Source organism: Fontimonas sp. FW305-C-3 (assembly GCF_058783185.1).
This window is the reverse complement of sequence record NZ_JBYSYK010000005.1, coordinates 351,130-360,609: the sequence shown is the minus strand read 5'-3', so window position 1 is coordinate 360,609 and position 9,480 is coordinate 351,130. Positions and strand designations below refer to the sequence as shown.

Genomic DNA, 9,480 nt, shown 5'->3' with positions numbered 1-9,480 from the left:
AGAAAGCCAATGATCTGCTCTTCCGTATATCGCTTCTTCACGTCCAATCTCCTTGCTCATGGGATTGGACTCCAAACCGTTTTGCTACTCAAATGCGGGGGGACGTCGGGCTGACCTCCAGTCCGGTGGTGGTGTCCACATGCTCGTTCTCGGCCCCACGGGTGGGCCCCTGGAGCCGACGCCTCTTGATCGCCTCATGGCGGATCTCGAACAGCAAAGCCGCACGACCTGCTGCCTTTGCGGTGGTCGGCGAGGCGAAGGCCGGCTGGTGAAGTTCACGTCCTGGCTGCTCACGTGCTGCGAGGTCTGCGAGCCGATGATTCGCGAGTTCCGTTCCTTGCTCATGGAGGCTGGCGCATGAAGATCAGGATCTATTCAGATCTTCATATCGAGTTCGGCCGCTGGGACGCCATGTTCGAGAAGCGTGGCGACGAAGATCTTGTCGTGCTTGCGGGTGACATTGATGTCGGTGTCGCGGGCATCAACTGGGCCAAGGACACGTTTCCGCATGTGCCCGTCGTCTACGTGCTCGGCAACCACGAGTTCTACGGATTCGACATCAACCAGATGCTCAAGGAGATCCGTGCTTTCGCGCAGGGAACGAACGTCCATGTGCTAGAGCGCGACAGCTTCGATATCGGTGGCATTCGCGTACTGGGCACGACGCTGTGGACCGACTTCGAAGCCTATGGAGTCGAATACAAAGCGCGTGCAATGGAATGGGTCAGCACGGGCATGAACGACTTCCAGGTGATCAAGGATGCCGGGCGTGCGTTGCTGCCTCAGACCACCGTGGACCTGTTCGACCGCAACGTGGAATGGCTGACCCAGCAAGTCGATAACGCAGATCGACCGCTCCTGGTCGTGACGCACCACGCGCCGACGATGGCCACCGTTTCGCCATTCTTTGACGGACGGATCAGCAACGCCGCATACCACTCGCGTCTTGATCGCCTGTTACGTCCGCCGGTGCGGATGTGGGTGCACGGGCATACCCATTACTCCGTGGACAAGACAGTCAACGGCGTTCGGGTGGTTTCGAATCAATGGGGATATCCCAACCAGGAAGAGAAAAGCTTTCGCAGGGATGGTTTGTTCGAGATGGAGATCTGACGGGATGCTTTCAAGCACGCGGGATGTTCTGAAATGGCCGAACGAAAGCGGAGGCCGTGTACTGGTTGTGGGCGACATCCATGGGGAGTACGCGATGTTCAAGCGCCTACTGGCGCATGCCGGCTACGACGAGCGGAAGGATTTCGTCTATGCCCTGGGTGACCTCATTGATCGCGGACCGGACAGCCGCGGGGTGCTCGACTGGTTTGCAAGCGGACCCCGGCGGCGGTCGTTGCTCGGCAACCATGAGGCGATGATGGTGGAGTCGGTATTGGACCCGCGTATCGAGCGCGTGTGGATTGGGAATGGGGGTAGCTGGGCCAGTGAACTGAGCCATCGCGACTGCCACTTGTACCGATGCATGGTGCGCACTTTCCCGATGACAGCCGAGATCCAGTACGGCGATGGATATCGCATCGGACTGGTTCATGCTGATATCCCTCTGGGCGTTTCATGGGCTCAGATGGAAAAGGTCCATTTGCAGAGTGGCGACGCGATTCGTGATCACCTGAGTACGAAGGCAGTCACAGCAATCTGGGGCCGACTCCGGATCCGCGCGGCGCAAACGGTGCGGGATGACTTGAGCGCTGCAATCACACCGAGTCAGAAAGTCGCGACATGGCGGTACCTGCAGCCGGTCAAAGGTATCGATCTGGTCGTCAGCGGCCACACGGTTCTACGCGATCATGTCCCGTTCGGGCTCGGCAACGTGACGTGGATCGAAACCGGGGCAGCGTATCGAGGCCGACTCACTGCGATCGATCCGAAGGACCGGCTGTACTGGCAGGTCGGGCAAGCGCCGGGCGAGGTGTGGGGGCCAACGCCTCTTCCTGATCCGGTTCCGGTATCACGATCCAGGCGCCCAACAAAGGAGGAGCGCGCATTGGCTGCGAAGGACGGATATGGACTCAAGGCCGCCTTCCCGAAGCGTCGCATCAGGTTCCCATCACAGTAACTGGAGTATTGGGCCAATGAAGTCGCCCTGAGGGCCTCTGTCACGAAAGTCCCTCCGGGCCGATGTTGGTAGCAGTTAACCATCAGCGAGTGCCCATGGTTTCGAGAGCAGACGCATATCGCATCACGGTTCGCGAACATGCCGAGGTACGGGCGCGTCAGCGGCTCCAATTCATGGAGCTTGTCGCCCTGTTGGGGCAACACCTCTCACCTGTAGTGTCTGGCGCAATACGACGCGACCGCACAGTAATAGCGTCCGACCCGTGCAGGCAGCAGATGCTTGATGCGGCGATCGCCATGTGGCGAGGCGACCCTCGCGCTCCAAGTATCCAGGAGTTGGAGCGAACGGCAAGGCAGATCCAGCAGGACGCCGCGAGGCTGCTTTCAGCGCCGGAGTGCGAAGCCGCGCGGGACGAGGTGCGGGCTGCTGTCAGCGAAATCGCTCAGCACATGGTCGCGAACTGGATGTCGATGATCGATAAAGGAGATGACCGAAACGGAAGGAGCGCTGCCGAGCCGGTGATCGATTCCTCAAATGCAAGGGCAGACGCGACGCAGTTACTCGCTGGAACGGAAGGCTTCGGTGTCAATCCAGACCTACTTTTCGCTGCGTTCCAAACTTTTCTGAACGATTTACTCCCACATGAGTAGGGCACACAATGAAAGATCTACAGCGGACGGCAAGGTGCAACATCTAACTGGAGTTGATGACTCGGCGTTGGTGAGCACTTCAGCGAGAGCGCCCGAAGAATTGACTAAAGAGGCTCAACTGCAGCTACTAGATGAGCTACCCATCGACAAGCGTGACTTCGAAAAGGCAATCAATCACTTCGAAGTTTCCGGGCTGATCTCCGCTCAACGAGCAGGACGAGCGCAGGCTGGTCAAATCCGGATCAGCGGCAACAGATCCTGCCCCGATCCGGCCAGTTCACGCAGAATCGGATCCGACGAGCGGCAGGTGAGCCAATTCAAGTCCGCCGCCGATTCGCGCAACACGGGACGGCGAAGGAACTAGTTAGGGCCACGGCGGCAGCAGCTTCGACCACTCCTGCCGCAGGCGTTGTACACCGGGGTCAGGATCAGAGGCGATGCGAGCTTCCCAATCGGTCCGCTGGTCAGGGGTAGCTACAGCTAGCCGGCCGATTGAGCAGAGCACTTCTGCCGCGAAGCTAATCGCGTTGCCAGCGCCGAAGACAAACTGCGCGGACTGCAACACATTGCCGGTGATGTCCAGGATGAATACGGTGCCCTCCTCGGCGTCGCATTCCCTGGACGCTACTCTCATCTTTTGAACCTGCTTCCTTTCCGTCTGCTTGTCTAGTTCCTTACCTGTGAAGGTGAAGACAGGCCTCCCGTCGATGTCGTTGAGAACGCTGAGCGAGCCGGGCTTCGCGTACCAGGCTAGTCGATCTGTTTCGAAGATAGCAGGCCAACTGTTTTCTTCGACTGGAGGATCTGTTGCGAAAGCCGCCAGAGAGAAAAATAAAAGCAAGACACAGAGCAGGTGGCGCATACGTGGCAGGCAGCGTCGGTTGGGCTTCAGTTTGAGGTCTAGTAGGCCAGTAGTTCCGCGACGCGGCAAGTCCAATTGCGCAGAGAATTTCGGAGCACTTCTTAAGCCTTCGTCGGACGTAATCTGAGACGCTTGGCCAAGCAAAGGTGCTGGCTCTACCGGCACTTACGCCACTCCCAAGGCTTCTGAGGTCTACCCGCTTCGGCAGGCTTTTCGGCTAGTAGATGGCATGTGGGCAGCAATTGCTGGATGGAGGACTCGTTCGCGTAAACGGCAGTCAACCTTCATGAGCTAGAACTCGCCTGAAACGGGCGCATCTCAGCTTCCGTCTCTCGTGCAAAGGGTTCGAGCCTATCCGTAACCCGGGACGTCATTTGACTGAACGCTTCGAGTTGCGTTGCCGCGCGCTGTGGGTTGCCCGTCTCGAACAACTGGATTGCCGTATCCGCACTGTAGAGCGCCTGCCCAACCATGCTAACGGCAAGAGAGAGATCCACCGCGTGATTGGGCGGCAACAGATGAAACTGATCGGCTAAGGAGTTCAGTCGATCAAGTCTGATATCGCGAACGACGACTCCGTAGGCCGTTCTGGCCTTCATCACAGCGGTGGCCCCTGCAGGCGTTCCATAGGGTGCGCTTGTCATTTCGTCGACCGCCTTTTTGAGCACAGCGGTATAGTTGATGACCCGCTCGACGTCGACGTAAATAAGTGCGCTAAGCGCGCGGGCTCTAGCGCGCGCTTCCTTGGCTCGAGCGCCAGCATCCCGAAGCGCGATGCCGAGAGCAACCAATACCGCAGCAACCGTGCCGATGGCAGCCCAAGCGTCCCAAACCGGCTCTGCCGGCGCTTTACACAGCCATGTAGCGAGTTCGTCGAACACTTATGCTCTCCAATGACGAGAAATGTTGCGCTATGCAGATCCGCCGCCTCTCTGCACGCAGCTTGCCTGGCGCGTGAGATCGGATCAGGGATGGCGATTTCCCCCAAGCGCTAAGGCAAGGACAGCGTGTAGGTTCGACCTGACTTATTCCGGATCAGCTCACGTCGCTTGTCAGCCCAGTAGAGATGCTGCCGCACCGCGTCTGCATCAGCGGCGTCGAACTGGCTGACGAAATCAGTTTGCTTGATGCCAGCGCTGGTTGCCAAGTGCGCTCCATGGGCAGAGATTGACCAATTCCAAGGTGCCTTTCAAGCCCGACATCTGCCGCCTGCGATGCTCATCAATAAGGATTCGCTCGTGGTTAGAGTCGCGACACATCGAGCACGAAGACATCAATTAACCCCATCAGTTGCGGAGGAAGCTTTTCCACGATGCTGATCTTCAGCTCCTGCGCGCTACCGATTGCGTGCAGCCTTCTTGCAGCTACCGTTTCATCCGGACCGAACCAGAGCACTAGATATATTCCCTGTTGCTCCGCATCGGGATGAATTGCATAGCGCTCGCTCAGCTGCTCAGATGCAGCCGAATACAGTTCCTTGTGCCACTGACCCTTAACTTCCGTGACCAGCAGCCTCCGCCTGCCCCCGATCAGCTTTGCAACTGTAAAGTCACTCCGCTTCTCAGCCTTAAGTTGATGTTCCGGCGTCACGGTGATGTTCTGCGGCTGCAGCCTTAAGTTCAGGCGCTCAGCAATTATCTCAGTGCATTGCTCCTCATCAAGGTGTTCGCCTTTCTCGTAGAAGCGGGCAGCCGAATTAAACTCGCCTCCAGATATCGAATATTGGAAGCCTTTTAGTTCCTGAATCACCAACTCACGCAATCCCTCTACCGTCACGACTTCGTCACGATCCAAGAGATCCATAATCTCCTGAGGAGTTGGCGGTTCGAAATCTCGCAAAGCCGCTGCCCGAATCTGGGCCGATAATATGCTCCTCAGTGACCTATGTAGGTCAACAAATCGTCGATCGGCCAAGAGGCGATTGAGCACCGGAATCGCCTCATCGGATTGATCCGAGCTAATCGACCAAATTATCTCGGACAGAAAGCGATAAATTCTTTCTCCAAGAGGACTTTCCGTCCCCCAGTGATTCGGAAGTTCGACCTTTGGCCACTTTTCGAAGAACGCATCCAGAATCAATTCGATCTTCGTCGATGAAAGACCAGGCCAGTACGGACGATCACCGCGGTTCAGTTTTGCATATAGCTCACAAAGAACGTGCACCGTCGACTCATCTGCTTTAAGCCAGTTCCAGTACTGATCGGGCTTTCCGTTTCCGAATGCGAATGCGCGCACGTACCAGAATCTACGTCGTTGATCTGTATCTTTTTCCGCTGTCTCATCGGCCGCTATCGCCGCAAGGTCCGAACACCTAATCCGAACGATCTCTATGAGAGCGCTTCGATCTCCGTATTGGGCCGCGGTCTCGAAGAGAACATCCAATGTTTCAAGAGCCGCATCTCGAAATCGCTCCAGCCACTCCAATGACAGCGTGGCTCTGAAACCTCGAAATACCTCTTCAGAGCGCAGCATCCACACCTGTGCATGGATGCATGTCACCTGCGAAAGTTGAGGCTCAATGTATTGCCGAAGAAAGCTCTCAATGGCTGCCTCATCAGTAAACACCAGTCGGTCTACCTCAGCCGCCAATTTGGCGCGATCCTCGGCGGACACTGCGCTGTATCCCATCGAGATATTGGTACGCAATGCCCGAAGTAATGTGACATCGACGCCGTCAAGACTTCCAGCGTCTCGCATGATTTCCAAGCACGCCGCATAGAGGATCATCTCGGCGTACGCGCTCTGTGAACTGCACTGTAGTTCCGCCAGCCGGTGCATGTTCGGAACGTGCGGAGCTATAAAGTCGAGACAGTTCTTCAGAGCAGTTCTAACGATCGTCTCTTCGCCGAATTCCTGCTCCATTCGATCTGGCTGCATTAGCGTCAGTTCGGCAAATCGCAGCAGAAGTGTCCAGTGGCGCCCCCCTTCTACCAGCTCCCGATTGCTTCTCACGTAGCTGATGTTCTTCTGCCGAATCTCTTGCTGCCGTCTTTCCCGGCGCAGCATCCTGCGGTCGAAATGGAGCTTGCGTAACCCATGATCTCGCTCAAACTGCGCCGCGGCTCTCTTCGCTTTGGCCCACTCTCTCATGAACGACGGCTTCGCCAATGCATGGCCACGCATGGTTCGCCGCATCTCGTCCGCGGAGTGATCTCTTCCTGATCGAGAGAACTGATGATCTACGATAAAGCTGGCCCAGAGTGTTGGATTCTCGCTTTCAAATGCAAAGCTAGATAGGTACTCGGCATCGCCGACACGATATTTCAGGCCAGAATGGCAGTGCCATCCGAATCTGCGAATGCTCGTGTCACGTATCTGATCTCGATCAGTTAGCGCTCCGAGCACCTGGACCATGATTTCCCGTCGTAGTTCATTATTCTCCTGAAGGAACTGGACCGCTCGACTCTGCTTCGCATCCCTATGGTGCAGATAGTTCAGATTTCCCATCCAACGCCAAAGTCGTCTAGGGTCGAACGCAGTTACTGCGCGATCAAAGTAGCTGTCCAGTAGTTGACCGACAACTTTACTGATGCCGACTAAGCAGTCGCACTCGAAAGTGTTCTTTTCACACCTACATGCTATATCCGTCGACAGGTCGTCAAGGAGCCATTCGGCTGTATCTCGGTCAAAGCCTGCAATCAGTCTTTTAACGAAGTAGCGCCCACCGATTTCGCGATCCAAGTGACGATCACGTCCCGGATAGAGCGCAGCACATGCTCGCAGAAAATCAGCAAGAAAGGTTCGTTCGACATTTGCGAGACCGACGATCTCGATCATTTCGGCCACGATCTTCAATGCCGTCTGGGTTGCCTCAGACAAGAGGGCAGCCATTTCGGCGTGACCGTCAGCGTTTGGACCTTCAAGAAGGCATCTAGCTGCAAGCAAGCGCATGCCTTCGCTTTCGGACGGAGAAAGCAAAAGGCCCCTTAACTCCGAGCCAAGTTGATCAACCGCTGGAGATCCCGCTAGCAGTTCCAGAATTAGTCCGCGAAGGTGTCCATCCTCCCCTGCCGTCAGCAGCGGCCTTATTTCCTCTAGAACTTCGGGGGAAAAGAATCCCGCGACACTGAACCTGCGCCAGAGGTCTGCCCGTCGAAAGTAAGGATCTTTTGATTCGACATCTTTGAGTCGCCGCACTAGCAAGCGCTTCGAGGAGCTGCTCAGCTGAGAAGGATCTCCGTTGGCCAGCACCGCATAGGGGTCAAGCTCAATTAGCACTTCCTCAATTTGTTGATTGCCTAACGAAGCCATCCAACCAAGTAAACCACGGAGCTCATCTCTCACCGTCGCGTTTGGGGCAAGTATCGGCAAGCATTTAGAGAGCGTCAGAGGATCGGTCTGGTCGACTATCCTCTTGGTCAGATAGTCTGCCGCACAGAACTCCGCGACTATCTTGTGTACGGGTCTATGTCGATCTGCGCTATCTCCAGGCTTGAAAAGCTTCGTTGCAAGGATACTGCCTGCCGCCGATCCGTCTTTGGACACTGCCGATATCATCGGATACATCCGATTTTCATTCGCCTCGCTTGTCCCGACACCTTCAGCACCAGACAAAAGAATCTTCGCGAAAACCTCTGATGCCAGAGCGAGCCTCTGAGGCGCGGAAGGCGCACTACTCACGCGAGTTACTCTGTCGTTCGCCTCTCGAGCGAGACGCTCGGCGGCCAGCGTGAATATTGATCGTTTATCGGGAAAATGCCTTTCACTTTCTATGTACGCATCGGTAAAGAGCTTTAGAAACTGAGGATTTGGGAGCAGTGCCTCTAAGTCAAAGCGGGAGACTTCAGCCTTAAACTTTTCAAAGTCTTCGCCTGGAACATGACTATCAAATATCGCGCGCTGTTCCCATTCTTCAAATTCGCGCAAGCGAACTACCAAGGGAAGGTGCCCGAGAAATTCTTTGAAAGCGTTTGTTACAGCACTGTTCCACTCGCTGGAGCGGCTGGAGACTATTACGGAGGTAGGATCTACTTTTTTTACATTTGCAAGTAGCTTGAATATCCCCGCTTGGTCCACTTTGGACAACTCGTCAAATGCATCGATAACAAGTGGGCAGTTCCGTGAATCCGCGCCCACATATGCGAACAAGTTTGCGGTAGTCGCGATTGCGCCGACCTGGCGTGCCAGGCTCGTCAGAAGTTCAGTTTTCCCTCCGCCAGGTTCTGCGAGCACAACAATGAAATTGTCGGCGGCGAGTAACTCGGATTCGGTGAAGGCTCTGTCGATGCTTTCGAGCCTGCGCGGGAGATAGAACCTCGAGGTCATAGACGCTTCACTCGGTGTCGTTGAATGCTTTTTTATAGTGGGCTGCAATTTCGCAAATTCACGTCAACTCGCCAGCGCGCAATCGGTCGCGACGCATATCGTTCATCAGAACCACTGACGTTTACTGCAGCTTTTCACGCCCCCCAAAAGTCACCAAACCGACACTATCCATTTGAGCTTCCAGATATGCCACTGTACTAAAGCATAAGATCAGCGAGACTGCTTTCGCCCCTTTAAGCCTACTCTCTCATTCTCAAACGTCGTGGCCAAGGCGGACAAGCGCCGGCCGCACGTCTTGCAGATGGTGTCTATCTCAATATGATCCAGAGAAGACCTTGCCGACTTAAAGATTCCCCACCTAATTACTTTTCCTCAGGCGATGTAGTTCTGCGGCTAAATCTGGATTTAGCTTTTTAGCGTCTTCCGGCTTTCCGTCGGCAAATCCCGATTTAGCTTTCCTGAGGTGGGAAATCTGGTTTTAACTCTTCCCAATCTGAAAATGGCCCAGAAAAATCTGGGCCATTCGTGATTCCTACGCTGAATGAAGCAAAATCCAGTTAACTTTGTCTCGCGTAACGCCGACGATCCACAAATTCTCTCGAATCTTGTCGGCGCGACGGGTGCAATCAAGAAAA

6 protein-coding genes are annotated in these 9,480 nt (G+C 55.4%); 3 read left to right on the top strand and 3 right to left on the bottom strand.

Annotated elements, in window-relative coordinates; genetic code table 11:
- The first annotated feature begins 357 nt into the window (after positions 1-357).
- The 3 genes from AC3WUF_RS20295 (at position 358) to AC3WUF_RS20285 (ending at position 2,718) form a co-directional block, all read left to right on the top strand.
- Entirely contained in the window at positions 358-1,113 is a 756-nt protein-coding gene (locus AC3WUF_RS20295; RefSeq protein WP_492429073.1) for a metallophosphoesterase, read from the top strand.
- 4 nt (positions 1,114-1,117) lie between these two features.
- A complete protein-coding gene (locus AC3WUF_RS20290; RefSeq protein ID WP_492429071.1) occupies positions 1,118-2,068 on the top strand; it encodes a metallophosphoesterase in 951 nt (316 codons plus the stop codon).
- A gap of 275 nt (positions 2,069-2,343) precedes the next feature.
- Positions 2,344-2,718 (top strand): hypothetical protein, encoded by a 375-nt coding sequence (locus AC3WUF_RS20285; RefSeq protein WP_492429069.1) that lies wholly within the window; start codon positions 2,344-2,346, stop codon positions 2,716-2,718.
- Between the two features lie 364 nt (positions 2,719-3,082).
- Here the strand turns inward: AC3WUF_RS20285 and AC3WUF_RS20280 are convergent, their stop codons facing one another.
- The 3 genes from AC3WUF_RS20280 to eruA all read right to left on the bottom strand — a co-directional run bounded on the left by AC3WUF_RS20280 (position 3,083) and on the right by eruA (position 8,845).
- Positions 3,083-3,580, bottom strand: a complete 498-nt coding sequence (locus AC3WUF_RS20280) for a hypothetical protein (protein ID WP_492429067.1) — start codon at positions 3,578-3,580, stop codon at positions 3,083-3,085.
- Between the two features lie 284 nt (positions 3,581-3,864).
- Positions 3,865-4,461 carry a hypothetical protein gene (locus tag AC3WUF_RS20275; RefSeq protein WP_492429065.1) on the bottom strand — a complete coding sequence of 199 codons (597 nt, stop codon included), beginning with the start codon at positions 4,459-4,461 and terminating at the stop codon, positions 3,865-3,867.
- Positions 4,462-4,822: 361 nt separating this feature from the next.
- Positions 4,823-8,845: an NACHT domain-containing antiphage protein EruA gene (gene eruA / locus AC3WUF_RS20270; RefSeq protein ID WP_492429063.1), complete on the bottom strand. Its 4,023-nt coding sequence runs from the start codon at positions 8,843-8,845 to the stop codon at positions 4,823-4,825.
- Positions 8,846-9,480: the final 635 nt, after the last annotated feature.